Raw genomic sequence first — 26,991 nt, forward strand, 5'->3', positions numbered from 1 at the left:
AGGAGGCACACCCATGCGCGGTGCCAGCCAGGCCAAGTGGGTTGTCGCAGCCGTCGCGGTCGCCCTCGCCGCCACTGCTTGCGGCAGCAGCTCGTCGGACGGCGCTTCGAGCGGTCCGGTCAACGCCCAGGGCACGTTCAGCTACCAGAGCTCCGAGCCGCAGAACCCGCTCCAGCCGGCCAACGCCATGGAGGTCGGCGGCGGCCGCGTCATCAAGACCCTGTTCAAGGGCCTGGTGGACTACGACCCCAGCACCGGCAAGCTGCGCAACCAGGTCGCCGACAAGATCGAGACCACCGACGCGCAGAACTACACCGTGACCCTGAAGTCCGGCTGGACCTTCCACGACGGCACCCCGGTGACCGCGCAGTCCTTCGTGGACGCCTGGAACTGGTCCGCCAACGTCAAGAACAACCAGATCAACTCCGACTGGTTCTCCGACATCCAGGGCTACGACGCGGTCCACCCGGACAAGGGCGACCCGACCGCCGAGACCATGACCGGCCTGAAGGTCGTCGACGACACCCACTTCACCATCGCGCTGACCGGCCCGGTCTCGTACTTCGAGTACAAGCTCGGCTACACCGCCTTCTCGCCGCTGCCGAAGGTGTTCTTCACCGACCCGGCGAAGTACGGCCAGTCGCCGATCGGCAACGGCCCCTACAAGTTCGTGTCGTGGGAGCACAACAAGGCGATCACCGTCTCCGCGTACGACAAGTACGAGGGCCTGGACAAGCCGAAGAACTCCGGCATCGTCTTCAAGAACTACTCGCAGGCCGAGGCCGCCTACAAGGACCTGGTCTCCGACAACCTGGACGTGCTGGACCAGGTCGACCCGAGCGACCTCGCCTCCTACAAGAACGACCTGGGCGACCGCGCCGTCGACCAGGCCCAGGGCGCCATCCAGTCGATCTCCTTCTCGCTCTACCAGGACTCCTGGAAGGGCCAGGACAAGGCCAAGGTCCGCCAGGGCCTGTCGATGGCGATCGACCGCGACACCATCACCAAGACGGTGCTCCAGGGTTCCCGCCAGCCCGCCAACTCCTGGGTCGCCCCGGGCGCCATGGGCTACAAGGACAACACCTGCGGCGAGGCCTGCACCTTCAACCCCGAGAAGGCCAAGCAGCTGATCACCGAGGGCGGCGGCGTCCCCGGCAACAAGATCACCGTCCTGTACAACGCGGACGGCGGCCACAAGGAGTGGGTGGACGCGGTCTGCAACTCCATCCGCCAGGCCACCGGCGTCGAGTGCGTCGGCGACCCGAAGCCGGACTTCAAGTCGGCCCGTGACCTGATCAAGAACAAGAAGGTCGACGGCCTGATGCGGACCGGCTGGGTGCAGGACTACCCGCTGAACGCCAACTTCCTGCGCGACGTGTACGGCACCGGCGCCGCGGCCAACGACGCCGGCTACTCCAGCGCCGAGTTCGACCGCCTGGCCGGCGAGGCGGACAAGGCCACCACCGTGGAGAAGACCGCCGAGCTGTACCAGCAGGCCGAGGCCCAGCTGGCCAAGGACATGCCGGCCATCCCGCTCTGGTACTACAAGACCACCGCCGGTTACTCGAAGAACGTGCAGAACGTGAAGTACGACTCGTTCGGCGACCCGGTCTTCACCCAGGTCGAGGTCAAGCAGAAGTAACCGAGCCGGCACCGCACGGCTCGAACCGACGCGGCCGGTGCCCGTACCCCGCCCCACCGGGCGGACCGGCACCGGCCGTTGTCACGCCGAGAGAACTCTGACCCGGTTCGACGACCCGTCAGAGCAGTTAATTGGAGGCACGATGGGGCGCTTTGTCGCGAGGCGACTGCTCCAGATGATCCCGGTGTTCCTGGGCACGGTCACGATCATTTTCTTCATGACCCGCATGCTGCCCGGCGACCCGGCGGCGGCGATGTGGGGCGACAAGGCCGCCGACCCGGCCCAGCTGGCCGCGTTCAAGCACCGGATGGGACTCGACGTCTCCATCGGGCGGCAGTACCTGAACTACATGGGGGACCTGCTCACCGGAAACTTCGGTGAGACCATGGCCGGCCGCAAGGTCATCGACGTGATCGGCGAAGCGCTGCCGGTCACCGTCCGACTGGCCCTGCTGGCCTTCGTCTTCGAACTGGTCGTCGGCGTGACGATCGGCCTGTTCTCCGGCCTGCGCCGCGGCAAGGCCTTCGACAAGTCCGCACTGGTCCTCACCCTGCTGCTGATCTCCATCCCGGTGCCGGTGCTCGGCTTCATCTTCCAGAACGTCTTCGCGATCCAGCTCAAGTGGATCACCCCGACCGTTCAGGACTCGATGAACCTGGGGCAGCTGATCCTGCCCGCCGTCGTGCTCGGCTCGATATCCCTCGCGTACGTCGCCCGGCTGACCCGCACCTCCATCGCGGAGAACCTGAAGGCCGACTACATGCGCACCGCGGTCGCCAAGGGCCTGCCCCGCCGCAAGGTCATCGGCACCCACCTGCTGCGCAACTCGATGATCCCGGTGGTGACCTTCCTGGGCACCGACCTCGGCGCCCTGATGGGCGGCGCGATCGTCACCGAGGGCATCTTCAACGTCAAGGGCGTCGGCAACGCGCTGTACCACGCCATCAACCTCAACGAGGGCGCGACCGTCTCCGGTTTCGTCGTCGTGCTGGTGCTGGTGTACCTGGCCGCCAGCCTGATCGTCGACCTGCTCTACGCGGTCCTGGACCCGAGGATCCGGTATGCCTGACCTGATCGAGAAGAACGCCCCCGCGCAGGCCGTCGCCTCCGCCGAGCCGAAGCCGGAGAAGCCCCGCAGCCTCGGCCTGGACGCCTGGCACGACCTGCGCAAGCGCCCGGTCTTCATCATCTCGGCGGCGCTGATCGTGCTGCTGATCGCGTTCGCGATCGCCCCCAGCCTGTTCACCTCGGTGGACCCGCGGGCCGGCGACCTGCGCCTGCACTACCTGACCAAGCCGAACTACCTGCACTTCTTCCAGGCGGACTGGTTCGGCTACGACGGCCAGGGCCGCTCGATCTACGCCCGGATGATCTACGGCGCCCGCGCGTCCGTGGTGGTCGGCATCTGCGTCACCGCCGGCGTGACCGTCCTCGGCGGCCTGGCCGGCATGATCGCCGGCTACTACGGCGGCTGGGTCGACACGATCATCTCCCGCGTCACCGACATGTTCTTCGGCATCCCGCTGCTGCTCGGCGCGCTGGTCGTGCTGAACGCCTTCACCACCCGCACCGTCTGGTCGGTGGTCTTCGCCCTGGTCGCCCTCGGCTGGACCCAGATGACCCGCGTGATGCGCGGCTCGGTGATCACCGTCAAGCAGGCCGACTACGTGACCGCGGCCCGGGCGCTCGGCGCCGGAACCGCCCGGATCATGTTCAAGCACATCCTGCCGAACGCGATCGCCCCGGTGATCGTCGTCGCCACCATCGCGCTCGGCGGCTACATCGCCACCGAGGCCACGCTGAGCTTCCTCGGCATCGGCCTGCAGGACCCGACCATCTCCTGGGGCATCGACATCAACTCGGCCCAGAAGGTCATCCGTACCGCGCCGTTCGCGCTGTTCTTCCCGGCGGGCATGCTCAGCGTCACCGTGCTGGCGTTCATCATGCTCGGCGACGCGGTGCGCGACGCCCTCGACCCGAAGCTGCGCTGAGAGAGGCGGCCCGCACCATGACCACCGCACTTGAGAAGACCACTGCCGCGAAGGACCGCCTGGTCCCCGGCACCCCGCTGCTCGAAGTCCGCGACCTGCACGTGGAGTTCAAGACCCGCGACGGCGTCGCCAAGGCCGTCAACGGCGTGAACTACTCGGTCGCGGCCGGCGAGACCCTCGCCGTCCTCGGCGAGTCCGGCTCCGGCAAGTCCGTCACCGCCCAGACCATCATGGGCATCCTGGACATGCCGCCAGGCCGGGTCACCGCCGGCGAGATCCTGTTCCGCGGCCAGGACATGCTGAAGATGTCCAACGAGCAGCGCCGGAAGATCCGCGGCCGCAAGATCGCGATGATCTTCCAGGACGCGCTGTCCTCGCTCAACCCGGTGCTCTCCGTCGGCTACCAGCTCGGCGAGATGTTCCGCGTGCACGAGGGCGCCTCCCGCAAGGAGGCGAAGGCCAAGGCGATCGAGCTGATGGACCGGGTGCGCATCCCGGCCGCGGCGCAGCGGGTGAACGACTTCCCGCACCAGTTCTCCGGCGGCATGCGGCAGCGCATCATGATCGCGATGGCGCTGGCCCTGGAGCCGGACCTGATCATCGCGGACGAGCCGACCACGGCGTTGGACGTCACCGTGCAGGCGCAGGTGATGGACCTGCTGGCGGAGCTGCAGGCCGAGTACCACATGGGCCTGATCCTGATCACCCACGACCTCGGCGTGGTCGCCGACGTCGCCGACAAGATCGCCGTGATGTACGCGGGCCGGATCGTCGAGACCGCGCCGGTCCACGAGCTCTACGCCCGCCCCGCCCACCCCTACACCAAGGGCCTGCTCCGATCGATCCCGCGACTGGACCAGAAGGGCGAGGAGCTCTACGCGATCAAGGGCCTGCCGCCCAACCTCTACAAGGTCCCGGCCGGCTGCGCGTTCAACCCGCGCTGCGACGTCGCCACCGACCTGTGCCGCACCGAGATCCCCGCCCTGCACCAGGTCACCGACCGCGACGGGGCGGAGCTCGCAGGCCGCAAGAGCGCCTGCCACCTCTGGAAGGAGACCCTCCATGGCTGAGCCCATCCTGGAGGTCCGCGACCTGGTCAAGCACTACCCGCTCACCCAGGGCATCCTCTTCAAGAAGCAGGTCGGCGCGGTCAAGGCCGTCGACGGCGTCTCCTTCACCCTGGACAAGGGCGAGACGCTCGGCATCGTGGGCGAGTCCGGCTGCGGCAAGTCGACGCTGGCCAAGGTCCTGATGAACCTGGAGCGGGCGACCGCCGGCCAGGTCCTCTACAAGGGCGAGGACATCTCCCGGCTGTCCGGCCCCGCGCTGAAGGCCGTCCGCCGCAACATCCAGATGGTGTTCCAGGACCCGTACACCTCGCTGAACCCGCGGATGACGGTCGGCGACATCATCGGCGAGCCGTTCGAGATCCACCCCGAGGTGGCGCCCAAGGGCGACCGCCGCAGGGCGGTGCAGGACCTGCTTGACGTGGTCGGCCTGAACCCCGAGTACATCAACCGGTACCCGCACCAGTTCTCCGGCGGCCAGCGCCAGCGCATCGGCATCGCCCGCGGCCTGGCGCTCAAGCCGGAGATCATCATCTGCGACGAGCCGGTCTCCGCGCTCGACGTGTCGGTGCAGGCCCAGGTGATCAACCTGCTGGAGAAGCTCCAGACGGAGTTCGAGCTCTCCTACATGTTCATCGCCCACGACCTGTCGATCGTCCGGCACATCTCCGACCGGGTCGGCGTGATGTACCTCGGCAAGCTGGTCGAGATCGGCACCGACGCCGAGATCTACGACCACGCCACGCACCCCTACACCCAGGCGCTGCTGTCGGCCGTCCCGGTTCCGGACCCGACCGGCCGCGAGGGCCGCGAGCGGATCATCCTCTCCGGCGACATCCCCTCCCCGGCGAACCCGCCGTCCGGCTGCCGCTTCCGCACCCGCTGCTGGAAGGCGGAGGAGCGCTGCTCCACCGAGGTCCCGCTGCTGGCGGTGCCGGAGGTCCTCTCCGGCGGGGCCCGGCACGACTCGGCCTGCCACTTCGCCGCCGAGCGCGAGGTCGCCGCGGCGAGCTGACGGTCAGCACCCACCGGGGCGCGGGGAGCCGCGCGCGGCGGAACGCATCGTTCCGCCGGGCGCAGCTCCCCGCGCCCCTTGGTGTGCGCGGCCCGGTTCGCGCCGTTCCGTGCTGTCGCCCGTCCGGCCCTACTTCGGTCGCGCCGCCGCTTCGCGGCACTTCTCATGAGGTGAGATGCGTCATAAACCCCTGAGGAGGAAGCTCCATGCCTGCAGGCACCCGTGTGCGCTGGGCCGTTGTCAGTGCGACGTCCGTGGCCCTGGTGGCCACGGGTTGCGGCGGTAACGGCGGCGGCTCCGGTGGTGGTTCGTCGGACACCAGCAAGACCTTCACCTACCAGAGCAGCGAGCCGCAGAACCCGTTGCAGCCGGCCAACGCCAACGAGGTCGGCGGCGGACGCATCGTGCAGAACCTGTTCAAGGGCCTGGCGGACTACGACCCGTCGAGCGGCAAGCTCCGGATGCAGGCCGCGGACAAGATCGACACCAGCGACGCGCAGACCTACAACGTGACGCTGAAGTCGGGCTGGACGTTCCACGACGGCACGGCGGTGACCTCGAAGAGCTTCGTCGACGCCTGGAACTGGGCGGCGAGCACCAAGAACAACCAGATCAACAGCTCCTGGTTCGCGGACATCGAGGGCTACGCCGACGTCCACCCGGCGAGCGGCAACCCGACCAAGGACACCATGTCGGGCCTGACCGTCCAGGACGACACCCACTTCACGATCAAGCTGTCCAACAAGGTCTCGTACTTCCCGTACAAGCTGGGCTACGTGGCCTTCTCGCCGCTGCCGGAGGGCTTCTTCAAGGACCCGGCAGGCTACGGGCAGAAGCCGGTCGGCAACGGGCCGTACGAGTTCGTGAGCTGGGACCACAACTCGCAGGTGGTCACCAAGACCTTCGCCAACTACCAGGGCGTGGACAAGCCGAAGAACGGCGGCGTGGTGTTCAAGATGTACACCACCGCCGAGGCGGCCTACGCGGACCTGCAGTCGAACAACCTGGACGTGATGGACCAGGTGCCGCCGTCGGCGCTGGCGAACTACAAGAACGACCTGGGCGACCGGGCGATCGACGCCCCGCAGGGCGGCATCCAGAACGTCGGCTTCACGCTGTACCAGGCGGACTGGCAGGGCCAGGACAAGGCGAAGGTCCGGCAGGGCCTGTCGATGGCGATCGACCGGGACACCATCACCAAGACGGTGCTGCAGGGCTCGCGCAAGCCGGCCACGGCCTGGGTCGCCGAGGGCGTGGAGGGCTACAAGTCGGGGACCTGCGGGGACTTCTGCACGTACAACGCGGACAAGGCGAAGCAGCTGATCCAGGAGGGCGGCGGCGTCCCCGGGAACTCCATCAAGATCACCTACAACGCGGACGGCGGCCACAAGGAGTGGGTGGACGCGGTCTGCAACTCGATCCGGCAGGCGACCGGGGTGAACTGCGCCGGTGACCCGAAGACCGACTTCAAGACCGCCCGCGCGGCGATCACCGGCCACCAGATCAACGGCCTGTTCCGCACCGGCTGGGTGCAGGACTACCCGCTGAACGCCAACTTCCTGGCGGACGTCTACCGCACCGGCGCGGCCTCGAACGACACCGGCTACTCCAGCCCGGAGTTCGACAAGCTCGCCAACGAGGCCGACCAGGCCTCCTCGATCCAGGACACCGCGACCGGCTACCAGAAGGCCGAGGAGCAGCTGGCGATCGACATGCCGGCCATCCCGCTCTGGTACTACCGGACCAACTCCGGCTTCTCCACCAAGGTGCAGAACGTCACGTTCGACTCCTTCGGCAACCCGGCCTGGACCCAGGTCGAGGTCAAGGGCTGACCCACCCGACGCCGGCCCCGTCCTCCCCGCACGGAGGGCGGGGCTCCGGCACTACGTCAGTCACCCTTCGGAGGGAGGGCTCCCCATGGGCCACTACGTCCTACGGCGCGTGCTCCAGATGATCCCGGTGTTCCTCGGGGCCACGCTGCTGATCTTCCTGATGGTGTACAGCCTGCCGGGCGACCCGATCGCCGCGATGTTCGGTGACAAGGCCGCCGACCCGGCGACCGTCGCCAACCTGCGGCACCAGTACTACCTCGACCAGCCGCTGTGGAAGCAGTACCTGCACTACATGAACAACATCTTCCACCTGGACTTCGGCACCAGCTTCACCGGCCGCCCGGTGTCCGAGATCATGGCGGACGCCTTCCCGGTCACCATCCGGCTCGCCCTGGTCGCCTTCTTCTTCGAGATCGTGATCGGCCTGCCGCTGGGCCTGATCGCCGGCCTGAAGCGGGGCAGCGTCGCCGACACCGTGGTGCTGCTGCTGACCCTGGTCGTCATCTCGATCCCGGTGTTCGTGCTCGGCTACATCGCGCAGACGGTGTTCGCGATCAACCTGGGCTGGGTGACGGCCACCGTGCAGGACTCCCGGGACATCAGCCAGCTGATCCTGCCCGGCCTGGTGCTGGCCTCCCTGTCGCTGGCGTACGTCGCCCGGCTGACCCGCACCTCGATCGGCGAGAACCTGCGCGCCGACTACATGCGCACCGCGGTGGCCAAGGGACTGCCTCGGCGCACCGTGATCGGGCGGCACCTGCTGCGCAACTCGCTGATCCCGGTGGTGACCTTCCTGGGCACCGACCTGGGCGCGCTGATGGGCGGCGCGATCGTCACCGAGGGCATCTTCAACATCGCCGGCGTCGGCAACGTCCTGTACAAGGCGATCAACCAGAAGGAAGGCCCGACGGTGGTCGGCATCGTCACCGTGCTGGTGCTGGTCTACCTGGTCGCCAGCCTGGTCGTCGACCTGCTGTACGCCGTCCTGGACCCGAGGATCCGCTATGCCTGACCGCAACGACGCGATTCCCGACGACCACGATCCGCTGCGGAACATCCAGCCCACCGACAGCGACCACCTGGACTACGTGGGGCAGCAGGGCATGGCGGTGGAGCAGGAAACGCTGATCGAGCCGGACCCGGTCAAGCGGGAGCAGGCCCGCAGCCTGTGGGGCGACGCCTGGCGGGACCTGCGGCGGCGGCCGATCTTCCTGATCTCCGCGGTGCTGATCCTGCTGCTGGTCCTGATCGCGATCTTCCCGGGGCTGTTCACCAGCACCGACCCGCGGGCGGCCGACCTGACCAACAACTACCTGCGCCGGCCGGACTGGAGCGACTTCTTCGGGGCCGGCTGGTTCGGCTACGACGGCCAGGGCCGGTCGATCTACGCCCGGGTGATCTACGGGGCGCGGGCCTCGATCACGGTCGGCATCTGCGTCACCCTCGCGGTGACCCTGCTGGGCGGGCTGGCCGGCATGACCGCCGGGTACTTCGGCGGCTGGATCGACGCGGTGATCTCCCGGATCACCGACATCTTCTTCGGCATCCCGCTGCTGCTCGGCGCCCTGGTGCTGCTGAACGCCTTCGCCACCCGCAACGTGTGGTCGGTGGTCATCGCGCTGGCCTTCCTCGGCTGGACGCAGCTGGCCCGCGTGATGCGCGGCTCGGTGATCACCGTCAAGCAGTCGGACTACGTGGTGGCCGGGCGGGCACTGGGCGCCGGGACGGGGCGGCTGATGTTCCGGCACATCCTGCCGAACGCGATCGCCCCGGTGATCGTGGTCGCCACCATCGCGCTCGGCGGCTACATCACGGCGGAGGCCACGCTGAGCTTCCTCGGCATCGGCCTGCAGGACCCGACGATCTCCTGGGGCGTGGACATCTCCTCCGCGCAGAAGGTGATCCGGCAGGCGCCGTTCGCGCTGTTCTTCCCGGCCGCGGCGCTCTCCATCACCGTGTTGGCCTTCATCATGCTGGGCGACGCGGTGCGCGACGCCCTCGACCCGAAGCTGCGCTGACCGAGGGGAGCCAAGCACATGAGCACCGTCGCCCACCAGGCCCGACCGGCCCGCGAGGAGCCGTACACCGGACCGCTGCTGGACGTGCGGAACCTGCACGTGGAGTTCCGGACCCGGGACGGCGTGGTCCGGGCCGTCAACGGCGTCGACTACAGCGTCAGCGCGGGGGAGACCCTCGCCGTGCTGGGCGAGTCCGGCTCCGGCAAGTCCGTCACCGCGCAGGCCGTGATGGGCATCCTGGACATGCCGCCGGCCGCCATCCCCCAGGGCGAGATCCTGTTCCGCGGCCGGGACATGCTGAAGATGTCCAAGGAGGAGCGCCGGAAGATCCGCGGGCAGAAGATCGCGATGATCTTCCAGGACGCGCTGTCCTCGCTCAACCCGGTGCTGTCGGTGGGCCACCAGCTCGGCGAGATGTACCGGGCGCACCGCGGCAGCAACCGCAAGGAGGCGAAGGCCAAGGCGATCGAGCTGATGGACCGGGTGCGCATCCCGGCCGCCGCGGAGCGGGTGAACGACTATCCGCACCAGTTCTCCGGCGGCATGCGGCAGCGCATCATGATCGCGATGGCGCTGGCCCTGGAGCCGGACCTGATCATCGCGGACGAGCCGACCACGGCGCTGGACGTCACCGTGCAGGCGCAGGTGATGGACCTGCTGGCGGAGCTGCAGGCCGAGTACCACATGGGTCTGATCCTGATCACCCACGACCTCGGCGTGGTCGCCGACGTCGCGGACAAGATCGCCGTGATGTACGCGGGCCGGATCGTCGAGACCGCGCCGGTCCACGAGCTCTACGCCCGCCCCGCCCACCCCTACACCCGCGGTCTGCTGGACTCCATCCCCCGCCTCGACCAGAAGGGCCAGGAGCTCTACGCGATCAAGGGCCTGCCGCCGAACCTGCTGCGGATCCCGCCCGGGTGCGCGTTCAACCCGCGCTGTCCGCGGGCGCAGGAGATCTGCCGGCAGGAAGTGCCGCCGCTGGCGCAGGTGACCGAGGACGACGGGACGCCGCTGGCCGGCCGGGGCAGTGCGTGCTTCTTCTGGAAGGAGACCCTCCATGACGATTGACGGTGCCACCCCGCTCGGGGCGACCACCCCGGAGGAGGTCGCGTTCGCCCAGGAGGTGCCGCGCGGCGAGCCCATCCTGGAGGTGCGCAAGCTGGTCAAGCACTTCCCGCTGACCAAGGGCATCCTCTTCAAGAAGCAGGTCGGCGCGGTCAAGGCCGTCGACGGCGTGTCCTTCGACCTGATGCAGGGCGAGACGCTCGGCATCGTCGGCGAGTCCGGCTGCGGCAAGTCGACGCTGGCCAAGGTCCTGATGAACCTGGAGCCGGCCACCTCCGGGTCGGTGAAGTACAAGGGCGAGGAGATCTCCAAGCTCACCGGCAGCGCGCTGAAGGCCGTCCGCCGCAACATCCAGATGGTGTTCCAGGACCCGTACACCTCGCTGAACCCGCGGATGACGGTCGGCGACATCATCGGCGAGCCGTTCGAGATCCACCCCGAGGTGGCGCCCAAGGGCGACCGCCGCAAGGCGGTGCAGGACCTGCTCGACGTGGTGGGTCTCAACCCCGAGTACATCAACCGGTACCCGCACCAGTTCTCCGGCGGCCAGCGCCAGCGCATCGGCATCGCCCGCGGCCTGGCGCTCAAGCCGGAGATCATCATCTGCGACGAGCCGGTCTCCGCGCTCGACGTGTCGGTGCAGGCCCAGGTGATCAACCTGCTGGAGAAGCTCCAGGGCGAGTTCAACCTGTCGTACATGTTCATCGCGCACGACCTGTCGATCGTCCGGCACATCTCCGACCGGGTCGGCGTGATGTACCTCGGGCGGATGGTCGAGATCGGCAGCGACCTGGAGATCTACGACCACGCCACCCACCCGTACACGCAGGCGCTGCTGTCCGCCGTCCCGGTGCCCGACCCGACCGCGCGGGAGTCCCGGGACCGGATCGTGCTGGTCGGCGACGTGCCCTCGCCGGCCAACCCGCCCTCCGGCTGCCGGTTCCGCACCCGCTGCTGGAAGGCCCAGGAGAAGTGCGAACGGGAGGACCCGGCGCTGACCGTCCGGGACTGGCTGGAGGGCCGGGCCCGGCACGACTCGGCCTGCCACTTCGCCGCCGAACGGGAGAACGGCTGACGGCACGCGAAAGGGGCCCCCACCGAACGGTGGGGGCCCCTCGCACGCGTGACGCGGAATCAGACCTCGGCGCGCTGCTCCGGAACGGCGGCGGTCGAGCCCTCCTCCGGGCTGCGCTTGATGTCCCCTTCGGGGAAGTGACATGCCGTCAGGTGCCCGTCCAGGCTGCCGGACAGCTGGATCAGCGGCGGCTCCTCCACGGAGCACTTCTCCTGCGCCTTCCAGCAACGGGTGCGGAAGCGGCAGCCCGACGGCGGGTTGAGCGGCGACGGGACGTCACCGATCAGCCGGATCCGCTCGCGGTTGTCGTCCGGGTCGGCCTCCGGCACGGCGGACAGCAGCGCGTGGGTGTACGGGTGACGGGGCGCCTCGTACAGCGACTTGCGGTCGGCGATCTCGACGATCTTGCCGAGGTACATCACCGCGACGCGCTGCGAGAAGTGCCGCACCACCGACAGGTCGTGGGCGATGAACAGGAAGGCGATGCCCAGCTCGCGCTGCAGCTCCTGGAGCAGGTTGACGACCTGCGCCTGGATCGACACGTCCAGCGCCGAGACCGGCTCGTCCGCGACGATCAGCTTCGGGTTCAGCGACAGCGCGCGGGCCACGCCGATGCGCTGGCGCTGGCCGCCGGAGAACTCGTGCGGGAAGCGGTTGTAGTGCTCCGGGTTGAGACCGACGGTCTCCAGCAGCTCCTGCACCCGGCGCTGGATGCCGCCCTTGGGGTTGATCCCGTTGATCTCCATCGGTGCGCCGATGATCGAGCCGACGGTGTGCCGCGGGTTCAGCGAGGAGTACGGGTCCTGGAAGATCATCTGGATCTCGGACCGGATCGGCGCCAGTTCCTTGCGGTTGGCGTGCGTGATGTCCTGGCCGTTGTAGCGGATCTCGCCGGCCGTCGGCTCCAGCAGACGGGTCACCAGGCGGCCCAGGGTCGACTTGCCGCAGCCGGACTCGCCGACCAGGCCGACCGACTCGCCCTGGAAGACGTCCAGGCTCACGCCGTCCACCGCGTGCACCGCGCCGACCTGCCGCTTGAACAGGAAGCCGTCGAGCACCGGGAAGTGCTTCTGCACGCCCTTGATCGACAGCAGCGCGTCACCGGAGCCGGTGGCGGCGCCGCCCGGCTTCTCGAGGGTCAGTTCGTTGCTCATGGTGTCCCTCTCAGCCGAGCCGCGGCTTGATCTGGTCGATGAAGATGTCCTGTCGCTGCGCCGCGCTCAGGTGGCAGGCGGCGGCGTGCCCGGTGGCCGGGGCCAGCGGCGGACGCTCCGTGGTGCAGCCCCCGCCGATCACCTGCTCGCGGTGGTCGCACCGCGGGTTGAACGGGCAGCCGGTCGGCAGGTTGATCAGGCTCGGCGGGGTGCCGCGCACCGGCCGCAGCGGCACGCTCACGTCACCGGTCAGGCTCGGCATCGAGGACAGCAGGCCCCAGGTGTACGGGTGCTGAGGGGCCTTCAGCACCTCGCGGACGGTGCCGCGCTCCACGGCCCGGCCCGCGTACATCACCATGATCTGCTGCGCGGTGCGCGCCACCACGCCCAGGTCGTGGGTGATCAGGATGATCGCGGTGCCCATCTCCTGCTGGAGGTCCTTCAGCAGGTCGAGGATCTGGGCCTGGACGGTGACGTCCAGCGCGGTGGTCGGCTCGTCGGCGATCACCAGCTTCGGGTCGCAGACCAGCGCCATGGCGATCATGGCGCGCTGGCGCATGCCGCCGGAGAACTGGTGCGGGTAGTCGTCGACCCGGGTGGTGGGCTGCGGGATGCCGACCCGGGTCAGCATCTCGATCGCCCGGTCCCGGGACTCCTTCTTGGAGGCGCCGGTGTGCTTCCGGAAGGTCTCGCCGATCTGCTTGCCGATCGTGTGGTACGGCGACAGCGCGGTCAGCGGGTCCTGGAAGATCATCGACATGGTCTTGCCGCGGAGCTTCTCCAGCTCGCGGTTGGACGCGCCGACCAGCTCCTGACCGTCCAGCTTGATCGAGCCGGTGATCTCGGTCCGGTCCGGGTTGTGCAGGCCCAGGACGGCCAGGTTGGTCACCGACTTGCCGGAGCCGGACTCACCGACGATGCCGAGCGTGCTGCCCGGAGCCACGTCGAAGGAGAGGTTGTCCACGGCCCGGACCACGCCGTCCTCGGTGCTGAAGCGGACCGAGAGGTCGCGGACTGAGAGGAAGGGCTGGTCGCCGCCGCTGCCGGCGGACGAGGCCTCCTCGGGCTTGGCCTGGGTGGTCATGGACTGGGCTCCTCGGTGCGGTACGTGAGGTCGGGACTGCTGGGTCGGCCTGGGGTGCGGCCGGTCAGGCCAGGCGGATGCGCGGGTCGATCAGGGCGTAGGCGGCGTCGACGATGATGTTGAAGAACACGATCAGCGTGGCGGCCACCACCGTGACGCCGACCAGCAGCGAGAGGTCGGAGTCACGGAACGAGTGGATCGCCAGCTCGCCGAGGCCGTGCAGGCTGAAGGTGGTCTCGGTGATGATCGCGCCGCCGAGCAGGACGCCCAGGTCGATGCCGAAGACGGTGACGATGGTGCCCATCGCACCGCGCCAGGCGTAGCGCATGAAGACCGAGGTGCCCGACATGCCCTTGGCGCGTGCCGTCCGCACGTAGTCCTCGGACAGCTGCTCGACCATCGAGGAACGGGTCATGCGGGTGTAGTTGGCGGTCCAGATCAGCGACAGGACGATCCACGGGACCAGCAGGCCGGTGAACCAGCCGACCGGGTCCTCGGTGATCGGCACGTAGTTGGGCAGGTCCAGCAGGTCGGTGCTGTAGCACAGTGCCACCAGGGCGAGCGGACCGGCCACGTAGATCTGCATCGAGGAGACGACCAGCGAGGCCGAGCTGGCGATCTTGTCGAGCGCCTTGCCCTGCTTGTGGGCGGCCAGCATGCCGGTGCCGATGCCGAAGAGCAGGAAGATCACCGCAGAGCCGATGGTCAGCGACAGGGTGGTCGGGAAGCGGTCCGCCAGGATGCTGCCGACGAGCTCCTTCTTGTCGAAGGAGTAGCCGAAGCACGGGGCGGAGCAGTTGACGCCGTTGTAGCTGTTGCCGGTGAAGATGGCACTCAGCCAGTCCCAGTACTGGACCGGCCAGGACTTGTCGAAGCCCATGTCGTGCTTGATCAGGGCGAGGTTCTCGGGCGAGCAGGTCTTGCCGCAGTAGAGCCGCGCCGGGTCCGCCGGGATCGCGAAGAACAGCGCATAGGTGACCATCGAGACGATCACCAGGATAACGAGAGCGCCGAGTGATCGGCGGACGAGGAATCGGAGCATCGGACGGGCTCTCCTGATCGGGGAGGGGCACCGGCAGATCGTGCCGGTGCCCCACCGTGAGCTACTGCTCGGTGATGACTACTACTTGACGTAGATGTTGAGCGGCGACTGCAGGCCGGCCAGGGTGTCGAACTTGACGCCGCCGAGGCCCGAGCCGTACAGGCTCAGCGAACGCTGGTAGACGTCCGGGATCGAGTACGCCTTGTCCTGCAGCTTCTTGTCGATCGCGGCCCACGCCTTGCCCTGCGCGACCGGGTCGGCGATCTTGACGGCGGCGTCCATGGCCGCGTTGATCTCCGGGTCGTTCACGTGGGCGTAGTTCTGGCCGCCGTCGGCGATGGCGCGACCGTCCCACACCGGCTGCAGCGAGGTGTAACCGGTCGGCCAGTCGGCGCCCCAGCCGCCCCAGTACAGGTCGAACTCGTTGTTGACCTGCTGGATGGCGTCGTAGTAGGTCTTCGAGTCCAGCGGGTGCGGCACGAACTTGAAGCCGGCGGCCTCGAGGTTGGTGCGGATGGCCTCGGTGACCTTCTGCTGGACCGGGGTGTTGTTGTACGCGTACACGATGGTCGTGTTGAGCGCGTTCGCGTCCGTCAGCAGCTTCTTGGCGGCCTCGGTGTCACCCTGCGGCTTCTTCAGCACGTCGAACGGGTCGTAGGACTCGTAGCCGAGCACGGTCGGGCTCATGTACGAGGTCGCGTAGTCACCGTACGAGGTGCCGCCCTGCAGCTGGCGGGTCTGCTGGTGCGGGAACGCCTTGACCAGCGCCTCGCGGACCTTCTGGTCCTTGATGCGGGTGTTGTTGATGTAGTAGTAGTCCACGTACGGGGTCAGGCCCTCGAGCGTGCGGGACTTCAGCTTCTCGTCGGCCTTGACCTTGTCGATGTAGGTCGTGTGGACCTGGTTGTGGAACGAGAAGGCGTTCTTGTCGTCGCCGTTGTCCGCCATGAAGCGCTCGGTGGACTGCTGCGCCTGGACACCGAACGTCATGTGCCACTTGTCCGGGTAGGCGTTCCGGATCGGGTCGGTCGCGCCGTCCCAGTTCGGGTTCCGCTCCAGGTCCAGGCTGCGGTCGTTGACGTGCTCGGTGATCTGGTACGGGCCCGAGGAGAACGGCTTCTTGTCGTACTCCTCCTTGGTGTCGTGGGCCTTCGACACGACGCCGTAGCCGGTCATCGCCAGGGTGAAGTTGGCGTCCGGGTGGGCGTCCTGGAACGCGATGACGACGGTCTTGTCGTCCGGGGTGGTGATCGCGTCGAGGCCCTTGCCGTCGTACGGACCGGCGTACGCCTCGCGGTACTTGTCACCCGAGATCCAGGACTGGATGTAGGTCGGGCCGCCCTTGACGAACGAGGCGTAGGTGCGCTCGATCGAGTACTTGATGTCGGCCGAGGTGATCGGGGTGCCGTCCTGCCACTTCACGCCGTCCTTCAGCGTGAACTTCCAGGTCTTGCCGCCGTCCGTGGTGGAACCGGTGTCGGTGGCCAGGTCGCCGACCAGCTTCTGCGAGCCGTCCGCGGCGGTCTTGTAACCCGTCAGCTGACGGGTGAACAGGAGCGAGACCTCGGCGTTGTAGTTCATGTAGACCATGGCCGGGTCGAGGTGCGAGAAGTCGTCGCGGTCGATCATGTTGACCGTGCCGCCCTTCTTCGCGCCGGGCTCGGCGATGGCCGGGCCCTTCGAGTCTTCGGCGGTGCCGACCGAGATGGTGGTGGCGGTGACCGGAGCCTTCGAGGCACCCGTCTTCGCGCTCTCGTTCGAGTGGCCGCTGGAGCACGCCGTGGTGACGGTCAGGGCCCCGGCGACCATGATGGCGGCGGCGAGCCGCGACTTGCGAGAACTCATCTTCATCCTGCCTGGGGTAGGTGTAGTGACTAACTGCAGTGGGGTGCCCGGGGCCTGGCTTTCCCATCCCCCCGGAGTCTTGAGGGCCTGCTAGCGGTTGGCCTTGGGGTCGAACGCGTCCCGGACCGAGTCGCCGAGCAGGTTGAACGCGAGAACGAAGATCACCATGGCGATGCCCGGGAAGAGCAGGAAGGTGACGTCGGTCCGCAGGTAGTCGGCCGCGCCCGCGATCATGCGGCCCCAGTCGGGGACGGGCTCGCTGACACCCACGCCGAGGTAGGAGAGGCCGGCTTCGGCAGTGACGAACGCCGGGAGCGCGAGGGTGGCCTGCACCAGGATCGGGGTCCACAGGTTGGGCAGGATCTCCTTGAAGATGATCCGCATCGGGCCCGCGCCGGTGACCTTGGCGGCCTCGATGAACTCCCGCTCGCGCAGGGCCAGCGCGGTACCGCGCAGGATGCGGGCGAGGCCCATCCAGCCGAGCAGCGAGAGCACGATGGTCACCGCGACGAACGGCAGCCACTCGGGGATCTTCTCGCCCGGCGTCACCAGCAGGCTGGTCACCACCGGCATGGTGGCGATCAGGAAGATCTGCGAGGGGAACGACATGAGCACGTCGATGACCCGGCCGATGAAGAAGTCGGCCTTGCCGCCGAGGTAGCCGGCCGCGATGCCGAGCGCGACACCGATCACGGTGGTCAGCAGCGAGGTGGCGACGGCGATGATCAGCGAGGTGCGGATGCCGTAGACCAGCTGCATCATCACGTCACGGCCGAGGCCCGGCTCCAGGCCGAACCAGAAGTCGCCGCTCATGCCGCCGTTGGGGGCCACCGGAAGTCCGGAGTCGGTCAGCAGCGTCGGGTCGTTCTGGCCGTAGTGGGTCTGCGGGTCCTTGCCGTAGATCATCGAGATGACCGGAGCGAGGATCGCCACCAGCACGAAGAACAGCACCACGCAGGCGCTCACCACGCCGGTGCGGTCGCGGAGGAAGCGGCGCCACATCAGCTTCCCGGGAGAGAGGCCGCGGAAGCCGGGATCGGCGGGCGCGTCGGCCGAGGCGTTGTCCGCGAGGTCCGACGTGGACCCGGGACGGGAGGTGTCCCCGTCCGTCGTGGCCCCAGTAGGCGTCGTCATGGTGCTAAAGCTCCCGACCGTGGTCCGTGCAGAAGCAAGGAGTAAGAACTTGGATGAATGGACTCTTGCAAGTCGTTTATCGAACGTCAAGAGTTCCTCAGTTGTCGAGCGCCCATTTCCTGCTTCGTGCTGGAATGTCAACCACTTTGTAGTTCCTGAACTCTTGACAGCGCTCGACCGAGACGGTCAAAACCGGACAAACGCGTGCAAGGCTCGTTCACCTGTCCGTAACGATGCACGGTCAGGTCCGCTATCAGGACGGCGAGTTCGGGAGGCCGGCCGCACGACGCGCGTAGACAGCGTGTCCGTTTTGGCGCTCTTCGGCGGAATTGGGATCGACAATTGAGTGTCCGATTATCGGACACCTGCGTTTTCGGGCATGGCGGAGCGAATTCACGGGTAGGGGTCACCCAATTCGGGCGGCAGGCTCGCCGCCGGGCGTCTGGCAATTTCCCGCCAATGGCGAGACTTCGCCGCCCGGGTGTTACTTCAGCAGCCCGATGTTCTCGTAGACGAGGTCGCCGAGCCCGGCCGCGCCGATGTTGGCGAGGTCCTTGCGCACCCCGTAGATGGCCGGCCGCTGGTACAGCGGAACCAGGCCGGCCACCTCCCACGCCTCGGCGTCCGCCCGGTTGAGCGCCGCCGTCTCGTCCTCGACGGTGTCCGCCTTGGCGGCCTCCGCCATCGCCTTGTCGAGCGCCTTGCTGCCGACCTGGGACCAGTTGGCGCCGGAGTCCTGCTGGAAGGTGCTGATCGAGTTGGAGACCGGGAAGGGGGTGCCCATCAGGGCGAACGCGGTCAGGTCGAAGTCGTGCTTGTTCACGTGGCCGTCGAAGAACTCGCCGGCCGGCACGGTCTGCACCGTGACCTTCACCCCGATCTGCCCCAGCATCCGGGTGACCAGCGCGCTCTCGTTGGCGGCCAGGTTGTTGTCGGCCGGCGCCACGAACCGCAGCGCCAGCTCCTTGCCGTCCTTGGTGCGGACGCCCGAGGGCCCGAGCTTCCAGCCCAGCGAGTCGAGGGACGCCTTCGCGGCGTCGGGGTCGAAGCGGCTCAGGCCGTTCGAGTTGTCCTGGTAGCCGTGCTGGGACGGCACCAGGAAGTGGTTGTTCATCGGCACGTACGGCCAGTCCAGGCCGGTCAGGTCGGTCCGGGTGATCTCCGCCCGGTCGATCGCCTGGATCAGCGCCTGACGGACCTTCGGATCGGTGAGCAGCGGGCTGCGGCCGTTCAGCACCAGGTGCCGCAGGTTCGGCCCGCCGGCCCGGCGCGCCTCCGCTCCCGCGGTCGACCTGATGATCCGGTAGCCCTCGGTGTTGGGGCCGTTGTTGTAGTAGTCGACCTCGCCGTTCGCGAAGGCCTGCGGCATCCGGCCGGTGTCGTACGCCTTGAAGACGATCCGGTCCAGCATCGGCCGGTCGCCCCACCAGCCCGGGTCGGCGACCACCGTGACGGTGCGGGCCGCCGGGTCCATCCGCTCCACCTTGAACGGCCCGGCGGTGACCGGGAACCCGCTCTTGAAGGAGGTGTTGAACAGCTCCGGGGTGGCGACGTACTTCGCGGGCAGCAGCGGGGCGTTGCCGGCGTTGTTGAACATCGCCTGCCACTCCGAGTACGGCTCCCGGAAGGTCATCACGGCCTGGTGGTCGTCCTGGCCGCGGACCACGCTCTCCACCTGGTCGAAGCCGTTGCTGGAGGCGGTCCTGAAGGCCGGGTCCTGGCCGTTCAGCGCCCGCCAGTCGGCCTCCAGGTCGCGCCAGGTGATCGGGGTGCCGTCCGACCAGTGGGCCTTCGGGTTGAGCGTCCACACCACGGTCTGCTTGCCCTGCCGCAGCTCGCTCGTCACGTCGGACAGGTAGGCCGGGTTGGGGGTCTGCACGCCGCCCGCGTCGGAGCGCCAGAAGGTCGGCAGCAGCGCCTTGACGACGTCGATGGTGGAGGCCTCGGAGCCGTCCGCCTGCACCGGGTTCCACTGGCCGGAGTACTGGTCGATCGCCCAGTTCAGGGTGCCGCCCTGACGGAGTGCCGTACGGGGCTTCGCGTTCAGCGCCTGCTGGGTCATCCGCGGGGCGTCGCCGCCCGCCGCGGAGCCGCCGGCCGGCTGCTCGGTGGAGGCGCAGGAGCACAGGGCGAAGGACAGTGCCGCCACCGAGGCGATCACGGCGAGCGGGTGGCGACTTCTCTGTACGGGTCTCGGCACGCGGCACATCTTGCGTACCGGCGAGACGGCTTGTCGACCTGCGGCCGATCAAGTCTTGATAACGCGGCGCGGCCCCCGGCGGCACCGCCCGGTTCGTCCCGTTCTGCGACGCCATTGGCGAGGATCCGCCAGCACGCCGAAGGCCGGGGCGCCGGCAGCGGCGCCCCGGCCCGGGCCGGGTGTTGACGGAGGATCAGGCCGGGAACTTGAAGACCCGCTCGCGGCCCGTCTTGGCGACGGTCTGGCCGATCGCGTCCGCCACGTCCTGGGCGGTGATCGGCGAGGACTGGCCGCCCTTGGTGGTCTTCACCTTGTCGAAGGTGGGGCCGATGAACGTCGCCAGGACGTTCAGGTCCCACTTCAGGACGATCTGGCCGGAGGCGTCCGGGGCCAGCACCAGCGCCCGCGCCGCCGTCTTCGCACCGAAGTTGAACTGCTTGCCGCCCGCGAGGACGGTGATGTTGCCCGCCATCACCTGCTTGCCGAGGCCGTCCGCCGCGGCCTGCAGCGCGTCCTGGCCGACCTTCGGCCGGGCGTCGGCCAGCGGCAGCGCCACCTCGGCGTCCGGCTTGCCGGCCGCGCGGTCCCGGTAGGACTGCTCGACCTTGTCGGCGGCCGACGCCGAGTCCAGCCCTGCCCGGCCTTGCCCGGCACGACCTCCGGGGCGCCCGCCTCGGTGAAGCGGACGTAGCCCTCCTGGAGGCCCTGCCCGGACTTCGCGGCCAGGTCGTCCAGCGCGGCCTTCAGCTTCGCCTTGTCGATCCGCACCTGCGGCTCGACGGCCTTGCCGCTGCCGGTCAGCGAGGAGAGCACCTCGACCGGGTTGTAGCTGTGCTTGGTCAGCGCGTCCACGGTCGCCGTGGTGTCGAAGCTCAGGCCCGCGCTGGCCGGGTCCAGGGTCACCGCCTGGTCGCCGATCTTCAGCCGCAGCGGCTGCTGCCCGGTCTTGCCGACCGAGCCGTCCAGCGCCGTCACCGCCTGGTCGCGGGAGTCGCCGCCGATGTCGGTGCCGAGCACCGTGGTGCCCTTGGGGATGTCGGACTGATTCATCATCAGGCCCGCGCCGTACGCGGCCGCGCCCAGGAACAGCACGCCGCCCGCGCCCGTCACCAGCAGCTTGCGGGCCCGCCCGCCGCCGCTGCGGGCCGCCGGCTTCGCGGCGGCGGGGGCGGCGGCCGGGGCCTCGGCGGCCCCGTCCGCGGCCGGCGCCGGGCCGGCCGGGGTCTCGCGCTTGGGCGTCGCGGCCCGCGGGCCGCCGGGGAACGGCTGCGCCTCGGGCAGGTCGGCGAACCGGCCGCCGCCGTTGCCGGCGCCGGCGGCCGGACGGGGACGGTCGGCGGCGAACGGGTCGGCCGCCGGGGCCGGGCGGGAGGCCGGCTGAGGGGCGTTCAGGAACAGTTGGGTGGTCGGCGGGTCAGCGGGTATCGAGCCGCCCGGGTGCGGCTCCTCGCCGGTGATCGGGTCGAAGCCGCCGATCTGGGTGTCCTCCGGCTCCGCGTCCGGGCCGCCGCCGTGCGCCACCGGCGCGCCGCCGAACGGGTCCCGGCCGCCCTGGAACGGGGCGCCCTGCCCGCCCGGCAGGCCGCCGTGCCCCGGCCGGGGCGCGCCCGGCGCGGGCTGCTCGGCCGCGAACGGGTCCTGCGCCGGGGCCTCGCCCTGCGGGTGCCCCGCGAACGGGTCCTGACCGGGCGCCGGCTGCTGCTGGGCGACCGGCTGCCGGTACTGCCGGTGCTGCTCGGCCGCGTACGGGTCCTGACCCGCCGTCGGCTGCTGCCCGCCGGGCGCCGGGCGGCGCTGCTGCGGCGGCCGGGGCTGCTGCTGCGCCTGCTGCTGGTGCTGCTCGGCGACGAAGGGGTCGGCCGGGGCGAACGGCGAGGCGGGGGCGCCGGACGGCCGCGGCGCGGCCTGCGGGGCACCGGACGGGCCGCCCGCGACCGGAGCGGCCGGGCCGCCTGCGGGCCCGCGGCGGGGCCGCCGCGGGCTCCTGACGGCCCTTCTGGCGGGGCTTGAACCACTCGCCGGTGGACTCCGACTCGGAGGGCTTCGGCGCGGCGGGCTCCTGCCACTCCGGCGGCAGGTTCGGCGGGGTGGCCGAGGTGCGGCCGGTGCCGGAGTCCATCACGCCGAGCACCGGGTCGCCGCCCCCGCCGCGGTGACGCGGACCGGCCGGCTCGGCGGGCTTCTCGTCCTTGACCTTGCTCTGCACCACGACCGGCGGGATCGGCCGGGAGCCGGGGATGTTGATCCGGACCCGGGTGGTCAGCGTGGTCTCCGTCTTCGGCACCTCGGCCTCGTCGGCGCGCGGGCCGGGAGCGGTCCGTGCGGCGGCCGGGTCCGGGCCAAGCCCACCGGGCAGGCCGGTGCCGTACGGCGGGGTGCCCGACGGGTACGCGTCAGGGCCGCCGCGGCGGGGCTGCGGGTGGGCGTTGTCAGATTCGCGGCTGCTCAATGCTGCTCTGCTCCGGGTTCGCGGCCGGGCCGGCTGGGCCGTCCGCTGCGTATGGGGCGGGGTGGGCTGCCGTACGACGGAGTCGGCGTGCGGCGGGCCGATCGGCCCCTGGGACATCAGCTGTTTCACATGTCGGCTGCGGCAACGCCCCCGTCACGCGAGTGGTGCCGAAGGTACCGTCCTGCCCGGTCGGACCGGACGGTGGGGTGGGCCCGCCGAGGCACCACCATACCGACTGCGCCTCCGGCCCGTCCGACGACCGGGGGATCCCAATGGTCCGAATCCCCCCGGTATGGCACTACCGCCCGCCGCCCTTGACGGTCCGTCGGGGCTCCGGCGCCGGTACGCCGAACAGGAACCCGGTGCGGGTCGGGAGAGTCGCGCACACCACGCCGAGCACCGAGCCGCCGAACAGGTAGGCGTAGGCCGTCCCGGTCGCCGACAGCACCAAGTCGCCCTCCGGACGGGGCGCCAGCAGCACCGCGAGGACCAGGAACCAGCCGGCCAGCGGGGCGCCCGCGCCCAGCTTGGTGCCGGTCGCCCGCAGGCCGCCGTAGAACAGGCCGCCGCAGGCCAGCAGGGCGATCAGCACGCCCAGCGGGGCCCACAGGGTCTGCACGAAAGCTCCGCACACCGAGACCGCCGCGCCCAGCAGGAACAGCAGCACGTACGCGGCGATCCGCAGGCCGCGCGGCGGCATCGGCTCGGCGAGGCGGTCCTCGCGGGTGCCGAGGAAGGGGTGCAGGAACTTCACCGGGCCACCCCGGCGAACAGGTCGGTCTCCGGGCCGTCCGGGCCGGGCGTGCCGCGGACCAGCTGGTAGTACTCGGAGGCGATCAGCGGCTGGCCCAGCTCGTTGCTGAGCGCGAAGTGGTTCCCGTCGACCACGATCTGGGTGGCGTGGGCCCGCATCGCGGCGGCCTTCGCCCCGACGTACGCCGCGTTGTCGAGCGCCGTGGTGACGACCTCGTCGTCCACCACGCCGGGGATCTGGTCGACCGGCGCGACACCCTTGAACGGGGCGTCGGCCGCGGTCCGGCGCAGCCCGGCCTCGATCACCGAGCGCGGCATCCGGTTGTAGTAGACCTTGGCGATCCGCCATGCCGGGCCCAGCTCCGGGCGGAACGCCGGGTCGGCGGCCAGCTCGTGGCCGCGCAGCGCCACCCGGTGCGCCTGGATGTGGTCGGGGTGGCCGTAGCCGCCCTGCTCGTCGTAGGTGACCAGCACCTGCGGGCGGACCTCGCGGATCACCGCGACCAGGTGGCCGGCCGCCTCGTCCACGTCGGCCTGCCAGAAGCAGGCGGGGTTCTCGTTGTCCGGGACGCCCATCATCCCGGAGTCCCGGTAGCGGCCCGCGCCGCCCAGGAAACGGTGGTCGGTGACCCCCAGCTCGCGCATCGCGGCGGCCAGTTCGTTGATCCGGTGGGCGCCGAGGGTGTCGTCCCAGCCCTGCGCCAGGTGCGCCAGCTCCGGCGGGATCACCTCGCCGCCCTCGCCGAGGGTGCAGGTCACCAGCGTGACCCGGACGCCCTCGGCAGCGTAACGCGCCATGGTGGAGCCGTTGTTGATCGACTCGTCGTCGGGATGGGCGTGCACCAGCAGCAGTCCGCGCGCGTCGGCCGGAGGTACGGAGGTCATGCCCGGCAGCTTACGGCCTGCCCGGGAGCGACTCCCGGACAGGCCGTGACGGGGCGCGGCGGGCGGTCAGAGCTTCAGTTCGTTGATCATCCCGGCCAGGTTGGCCGTCACCTGTTGGATCGACGGCGCGATCGAGCTGGACGCCAGCAGGAAGCCGAGCAGGGCGCACACCAGTGCGTGGCTCAGCTTCAGGCTCGACCGGCGGACCAGTACGCAGACCACGACCAGCATGAACACAACGGCGGAGACGGACAGAGCCATGACGGGTCACCCTTTCCCGGGTGCGCCGCACCCGAGGGGGCGGCGAGCGGAACGATGGGTCCACTGATACCCGATCGGTGACCTCCGGATGACGTACCGTGACCCCGCCGGGGGTGTCGCGGCGCCCCGCCGGGGTACTGCGCCGCCGGTCAGGGGCGGTCCGAACGGCGGTACGCCGCAGTTCGGGCGGGCTGCGCCGAACGAGTGAGCGACCGTCGGCCAGGCCGTAGGGTCGGCGGCATGACCACCGAGAAGCCGCACGACACCTTCCCCCGGCAGTACGCGCGCACCAACCGGTTCACCACCGGCGCGCCCCGGTCGTTCACCGTCACGCCGGACGGCGCCCGGGTGCTGTTCCTGCGCTCCAGGGGCGCGGGCGCGCCCGCCAACCTGCTGTGGAGCCTCGACGTCGCGAGCGGCGCCGAGACCGTCCTCGCCGACCCGGCGGTGCTCCTCGGCGGCGGCGCCGAGGAACTGTCCGACGCCGAGAAGGCCCGCCGCGAGCGCAGCCGGGAGACCTCCGCCGGGATCGTCGGCTACGCGCTGGACGCGGCCGGGCGGACCGCCGTGTTCGCGCTCTCCGGACGCCTGTTCGCGGTCACCGTGGACACCGGCGAGGCACGCGAACTGCCCGCCGCCGCACCGCTGTTGGACCCGCGCCCGAGCCCCGACGGCAGCCAGGTCGCGTACGCCACCCCGGCCGGCGAGCTGCGGGTGACCGCCGTCGACGGCAGCGGCGACCGGCTGCTGGCCGGCCCGGACGGCGAAGGCGTCAGCTGGGGGCAGGCCGAGTTCATCGCCCAGGAGGAGATGGGCCGCGACCGCGGCTACTGGTGGGCCCCCGACAGCAGCGCGCTGCTCGCCGCCCGGGTCGACGACACGCCGGTGCGCCGCTGGTGGATCGCCGACCCCGCCAACCCCGGCCGCCCGCCGGTCGAGATCGCTTACCCGGCGGCCGGCACCCCCAACGCCGAGGTCGGCCTGTGGCGGCTCGGCCTCGACGGCACCCGCACCGAGATCCGCTGGGACCGCGCCGCCCACCCCTACCTGGCCCGGGTGCACTGGTCGGCCGGCGGGCCGCCGCTGCTCCAGGTGCAGGCCCGCGACCAGCGCGAACAGCTGGTGCTCGAAGCCGACCCGGCGACCGGCGACACCACCGTGCTGCTCACCGAGCGGGACCAGGACTGGCTGGAGCTGTTCGGCGGCGTCCCGGTGCGGCGCGCCGACGGGCAGCTGGTCCGGATCGCCGACGTGGACGGCGCCCGGGTCCTGATGGTCGGTGAACAGGCCGTCACCGGACCCGAGTTGCACGTCCGCTCGGTGCTCGGCCTGGACGGCGGCGAGGTGCTGTTCGCCGCCTCCTGCGGCGCCGCCGAGTTCGAACGCCGCCCGGCCGGCTGGCTCGGCGTCTTCGCGTACGGCCCGGACGGCGTGCGGGAGCTCGGCGACGGCGCGCTCGGCGCCGTGCGTGGCGGCGCCACCACCGTGCTCACCACCGCCGACCCGGGCCGGCCCGGCACCACCGTCACCGTGCTGCGGGACGGCGCCGAGCCGCTGGTGATCGCCTCGCACGCGGACACCCCGCTGATCACCGCCCGCCCGGTGTTCCGGTTCGCCGGCGAGCGGCGGATCCCCTGCGCGGTGCTGCTGCCCACCGGCTACGACCCGGACACCGACGGGCAGTTGCCCGTCCTGATGGACCCGTACGGTGGCCCGCACGGGCAGCGGGTGGTGCAGGCGCACAACCCGCACCTGACCTCGCAGTGGTTCGCCGACCAGGGCTTCGCGGTGATCGTCGCCGACGGGCGCGGCACCCCCGGGCACAGCCCCGCCTGGGAGAAGTCCATCAACCGGCGCACCGCCGAGATCACCGTCGCCGACCAGGTCGACGCGCTGCACGCGCTCGCCGGGGAGTTCCCGCTCGACCTGTCCCGGGTCGCCATCCGCGGCTGGTCCTACGGCGGCTACCTGGCCGCCGCCGCGGTGCTCCGCGAGCCCGAGGTCTTCCACGCCGCGGTGGTCGGCGCGCCCGTCACCGAGCACGACCTCTACGACACCCACTACACCGAGCGCTACTACGGCGACCCGGCCGAGGAACCCGAGGTGTACGAGGCCAACTCGGTGGTGGCGCTGGCGCCTTCGCTGCGCCGGCCGATGATGATCGTGCACGGCCTCGCCGACGACAACGTGGTGGTCGCGCACAGCCTGCGGCTGTCCACCGCGCTGCTCGCCGCCGGCCGGCCGCACACCGTGCTGCCGCTGTCCGGGGTCACCCACATGACGCCGCAGGAGGACGTCGCCGAGAACCTGCTGCTGCTCCAGGTCCGCTTCCTGAAGGACGCCCTGGGCATGGCGTAACCGGTGCACCCGTGACATCCGTCATGCGGACGTCACGACGGCGCACACTGCCGCCGACACCCCCGTTCCGAGGAGTCTTGAGGAGTCGCAGAGAACGACTTCGAAGGGACTGAGGGCA

At 70.1% G+C, this 26,991-nt stretch carries 24 protein-coding genes; 13 read left to right on the forward strand and 11 right to left on the reverse strand.

Annotation, left to right across the window (positions count from 1 at the left end; genetic code table 11):
- The first annotated feature begins 13 nt into the window (after window positions 1–13).
- The 10 genes from KCH_RS22450 (at window position 14) to KCH_RS22495 (ending at window position 11,708) form a co-directional block, all read left to right on the forward strand.
- On the forward strand, window positions 14–1,642 hold the full coding sequence (locus tag KCH_RS22450; protein WP_035865583.1) for a peptide ABC transporter substrate-binding protein: 1,629 nt from the start codon (window positions 14–16) through the stop codon (window positions 1,640–1,642).
- Between the two features lie 142 nt (window positions 1,643–1,784).
- Window positions 1,785–2,711 (forward strand): ABC transporter permease, encoded by a 927-nt coding sequence (locus tag KCH_RS22455; protein WP_035865585.1) that lies wholly within the window; start codon window positions 1,785–1,787, stop codon window positions 2,709–2,711.
- A complete protein-coding gene (locus tag KCH_RS22460; protein WP_035865587.1) occupies window positions 2,704–3,633 on the forward strand; it encodes an ABC transporter permease in 930 nt (309 codons plus the stop codon). The genes KCH_RS22455 and KCH_RS22460 overlap by 8 nt, the downstream gene beginning before the upstream one ends.
- A gap of 17 nt (window positions 3,634–3,650) precedes the next feature.
- Entirely contained in the window at window positions 3,651–4,703 is a 1,053-nt protein-coding gene (locus tag KCH_RS22465) for an ABC transporter ATP-binding protein (protein WP_035865589.1), read from the forward strand.
- Window positions 4,696–5,715: an ABC transporter ATP-binding protein gene (locus KCH_RS22470; RefSeq protein ID WP_035865592.1), complete on the forward strand. Its 1,020-nt coding sequence runs from the start codon at window positions 4,696–4,698 to the stop codon at window positions 5,713–5,715. Before KCH_RS22465 ends, KCH_RS22470 begins: the two co-directional genes overlap by 8 nt.
- A 206-nt stretch (window positions 5,716–5,921) precedes the next feature.
- Window positions 5,922–7,547 carry a peptide ABC transporter substrate-binding protein gene (locus KCH_RS22475; protein WP_035865594.1) on the forward strand — a complete coding sequence of 542 codons (1,626 nt, stop codon included), beginning with the start codon at window positions 5,922–5,924 and terminating at the stop codon, window positions 7,545–7,547.
- An 85-nt stretch (window positions 7,548–7,632) separates the two neighbouring features.
- On the forward strand, window positions 7,633–8,559 hold the full coding sequence (locus KCH_RS22480) for an ABC transporter permease (protein ID WP_035865597.1): 927 nt from the start codon (window positions 7,633–7,635) through the stop codon (window positions 8,557–8,559).
- Window positions 8,560–8,650: 91 nt separating this feature from the next.
- Window positions 8,651–9,565: an ABC transporter permease gene (locus tag KCH_RS22485; RefSeq protein ID WP_051654017.1), complete on the forward strand. Its 915-nt coding sequence runs from the start codon at window positions 8,651–8,653 to the stop codon at window positions 9,563–9,565.
- Window positions 9,566–9,583: 18 nt separating this feature from the next.
- On the forward strand, window positions 9,584–10,636 hold the full coding sequence (locus KCH_RS22490; RefSeq protein WP_035865602.1) for an ABC transporter ATP-binding protein: 1,053 nt from the start codon (window positions 9,584–9,586) through the stop codon (window positions 10,634–10,636).
- Window positions 10,626–11,708, forward strand: a complete 1,083-nt coding sequence (locus KCH_RS22495; RefSeq protein ID WP_244305404.1) for an ABC transporter ATP-binding protein — start codon at window positions 10,626–10,628, stop codon at window positions 11,706–11,708. The genes KCH_RS22490 and KCH_RS22495 overlap by 11 nt, the downstream gene beginning before the upstream one ends.
- 59 nt (window positions 11,709–11,767) lie before the next feature.
- Here the strand turns inward: KCH_RS22495 and KCH_RS22500 are convergent, their stop codons facing one another.
- From KCH_RS22500 to KCH_RS22530, 8 genes are all read right to left on the reverse strand, one after another.
- Window positions 11,768–12,862: an ABC transporter ATP-binding protein gene (locus KCH_RS22500; RefSeq protein ID WP_035865605.1), complete on the reverse strand. Its 1,095-nt coding sequence runs from the start codon at window positions 12,860–12,862 to the stop codon at window positions 11,768–11,770.
- Window positions 12,863–12,872: 10 nt separating this feature from the next.
- A complete protein-coding gene (locus KCH_RS22505; protein ID WP_035865608.1) occupies window positions 12,873–13,946 on the reverse strand; it encodes an ABC transporter ATP-binding protein in 1,074 nt (357 codons plus the stop codon).
- Between the two features lie 64 nt (window positions 13,947–14,010).
- Window positions 14,011–14,988 (reverse strand): ABC transporter permease, encoded by a 978-nt coding sequence (locus KCH_RS22510; protein WP_035865610.1) that lies wholly within the window; start codon window positions 14,986–14,988, stop codon window positions 14,011–14,013.
- Window positions 14,989–15,069: 81 nt separating this feature from the next.
- Entirely contained in the window at window positions 15,070–16,833 is a 1,764-nt protein-coding gene (locus tag KCH_RS22515) for an ABC transporter substrate-binding protein (protein ID WP_051653350.1), read from the reverse strand.
- A 90-nt stretch (window positions 16,834–16,923) separates the two neighbouring features.
- Complete coding sequence (locus KCH_RS22520) at window positions 16,924–17,967, reverse strand: ABC transporter permease (protein WP_035865613.1); 1,044 nt, start codon at window positions 17,965–17,967, stop codon at window positions 16,924–16,926.
- 484 nt (window positions 17,968–18,451) lie between these two features.
- Entirely contained in the window at window positions 18,452–20,167 is a 1,716-nt protein-coding gene (locus KCH_RS22525) for an ABC transporter family substrate-binding protein (RefSeq protein WP_035873239.1), read from the reverse strand.
- Window positions 20,168–20,360: 193 nt separating this feature from the next.
- Complete coding sequence (locus tag KCH_RS37700) at window positions 20,361–20,723, reverse strand: hypothetical protein (protein WP_051653352.1); 363 nt, start codon at window positions 20,721–20,723, stop codon at window positions 20,361–20,363.
- The gene (locus KCH_RS22530) at window positions 20,639–21,688 is read right to left on the reverse strand and encodes a peptidoglycan binding domain-containing protein (RefSeq protein WP_051653353.1); all 1,050 of its coding nucleotides are present in this window, start codon (window positions 21,686–21,688) and stop codon (window positions 20,639–20,641) included. The genes KCH_RS37700 and KCH_RS22530 overlap by 85 nt, the downstream gene beginning before the upstream one ends.
- On the opposite strand from KCH_RS22530, the gene KCH_RS22535 reads away from it, so the two are divergent.
- Together KCH_RS22535 and KCH_RS46140 are read left to right on the forward strand one after the other, a co-directional pair.
- The gene (locus KCH_RS22535; RefSeq protein WP_157032158.1) at window positions 21,680–22,177 is read left to right on the forward strand and encodes a hypothetical protein; all 498 of its coding nucleotides are present in this window, start codon (window positions 21,680–21,682) and stop codon (window positions 22,175–22,177) included. The two genes, KCH_RS22530 and KCH_RS22535, sit on opposite strands and share 9 nt — an antisense overlap.
- Before the next feature lie 11 nt (window positions 22,178–22,188).
- Window positions 22,189–22,323, forward strand: a complete 135-nt coding sequence (locus tag KCH_RS46140; RefSeq protein ID WP_279635900.1) for a hypothetical protein — start codon at window positions 22,189–22,191, stop codon at window positions 22,321–22,323.
- A 591-nt stretch (window positions 22,324–22,914) separates the two neighbouring features.
- Here the strand turns inward: KCH_RS46140 and KCH_RS22540 are convergent.
- The 3 genes from KCH_RS22540 to KCH_RS22550 all read right to left on the reverse strand — a co-directional run bounded on the left by KCH_RS22540 (window position 22,915) and on the right by KCH_RS22550 (window position 24,515).
- Entirely contained in the window at window positions 22,915–23,370 is a 456-nt protein-coding gene (locus KCH_RS22540) for a DUF6113 family protein (protein WP_063750175.1), read from the reverse strand.
- The gene (gene mshB / locus KCH_RS22545) at window positions 23,367–24,254 is read right to left on the reverse strand and encodes an N-acetyl-1-D-myo-inositol-2-amino-2-deoxy-alpha-D-glucopyranoside deacetylase (protein ID WP_035865618.1); all 888 of its coding nucleotides are present in this window, start codon (window positions 24,252–24,254) and stop codon (window positions 23,367–23,369) included. Before mshB ends, KCH_RS22540 begins: the two co-directional genes overlap by 4 nt.
- Before the next feature lie 66 nt (window positions 24,255–24,320).
- Window positions 24,321–24,515 carry a DUF2304 family protein gene (locus KCH_RS22550; RefSeq protein WP_035865622.1) on the reverse strand — a complete coding sequence of 65 codons (195 nt, stop codon included), beginning with the start codon at window positions 24,513–24,515 and terminating at the stop codon, window positions 24,321–24,323.
- Window positions 24,516–24,755: 240 nt separating this feature from the next.
- On the opposite strand from KCH_RS22550, the gene KCH_RS22555 reads away from it, so the two are divergent.
- Window positions 24,756–26,873, forward strand: a complete 2,118-nt coding sequence (locus KCH_RS22555) for a S9 family peptidase (protein ID WP_035865625.1) — start codon at window positions 24,756–24,758, stop codon at window positions 26,871–26,873.
- Window positions 26,874–26,991: the final 118 nt, after the last annotated feature.

The organism is Kitasatospora cheerisanensis KCTC 2395 (assembly GCF_000696185.1).
Taxonomy (GTDB): Bacteria; Actinomycetota; Actinomycetes; order Streptomycetales; family Streptomycetaceae; genus Kitasatospora; species Kitasatospora cheerisanensis.